We start from the raw sequence: 1,189 nt of genomic DNA, 5'->3' as shown, positions 1-1,189 counted from the left end.
GCTCTTCGGCCCTATCGGGCACATCCCGCCCGCTGAGGCCGAAGACAATTACTATGCAGCCCTCGAGAACCTCGATATGGCTGCATAGCCAAATGAAAACTGCCTCCTGAAAACCCGGGGCGCTTCAATACCCTGCAGCAGCGCCTTTCCCTTCCGAGGCATGCCACGATGCCCGGCTTTGAAGTTGCCGACATTGTCCGTGAGCTTGTCGCTGATCGCCATATGCGTCTCCCAACTGATATACGCTGGATGAGCATTCTGGATGCAGACTTCCCATTGTTCGCGCGGAACGGCGCGCGTCGGGTTCTTGCCGCCCTCGCTTCGCTTTTCGGGCGCAGCACACCGGCGTCCGTAGACATAGGCTCCCGCATAGACAGGGTTTTTCAGGATATTGCGCACACGCGCATCGGTTGCATCGCGCCAGGCTATTTCGTGTGGCGCCGGTCCCTTCAACGGCCTGACCGGCAGGGCAAGATCGGCCTGGCGCAGATAGCGCACTGCCGCCTTTGCGCTTCCCAGGCGCATGAAGCTGTCGAACACAAGTCTGATGCGCTCCTGAACCTGGGCGTCGGGATTGAGCATGATCCCTCCGGTGGGCGCGTAGATCAGCCCTGCCGGAAGCGGGATACGCAGTTCGCCGCGCGCCGCCTTCTGCCGTTCCCCCGTGTGCAGGCGCATGCGGATCTGATGCAGCTCAGCCTCGCTCATGATCCCCGAGAGACCCAACAAAAGCCGATCATGGTAAAGTCCGGGATCATATATTCGTTCGCTGTCGGCGATGAGAACGCTGAACATCGAGCAGAGCTGAAGCAGTTGATGCCAGTCACTGTTGTTGCGTGCGAGGCGCGACGCGTCGTAGCTCAGAACGAGACCGGCGTGACCCAAGCCAACTTCAGCGATTAGGCGTTGGAAGCCGTATCGGTGCTGAGCCTCCGCACCGGATTTCCCCAGATCATCGTCGATGATCTCGACCCGTTCGCGCGGCCAGCCAAGGCCAAGCGCGCGGTCGACAAGCCGATACTGAAGCGCCGTGCTTTCCTGGTGATGGCGGATCTGGCCGACGCTTGTCAACGGGCACCGAAGATTCCGCAAAAGTGGGCATCTAAAATTCCCTAGTTTGGCGGGAGGGTTTGTGTCGGTGATCAGCCGTGATGGAGATCGGGCTTTTCCTTTGCTGGCGGGCGGCCGC

General features: G+C 60.4%; 1 protein-coding gene. It reads right to left on the bottom strand.

Going from position 1 to position 1,189, the window contains the following annotated elements:
* Positions 1 to 51: 51 nt before the first annotated feature.
* Positions 52 to 1,071: a recombinase family protein gene (locus KRZ98_RS23875; RefSeq protein WP_254798832.1), complete on the bottom strand. Its 1,020-nt coding sequence runs from the start codon at positions 1,069 to 1,071 to the stop codon at positions 52 to 54.
* Between the last annotated feature and the right edge of the window lie 118 nt (positions 1,072 to 1,189).

Source organism: Sphingobium sp. AS12 (assembly GCF_019097845.1).
Lineage (GTDB): Bacteria > Pseudomonadota > Alphaproteobacteria > Sphingomonadales > Sphingomonadaceae > Sphingobium.
The sequence above is the reverse complement of the archived record's forward strand: the minus strand, read 5'-3'. Positions and strand labels throughout refer to the sequence as shown.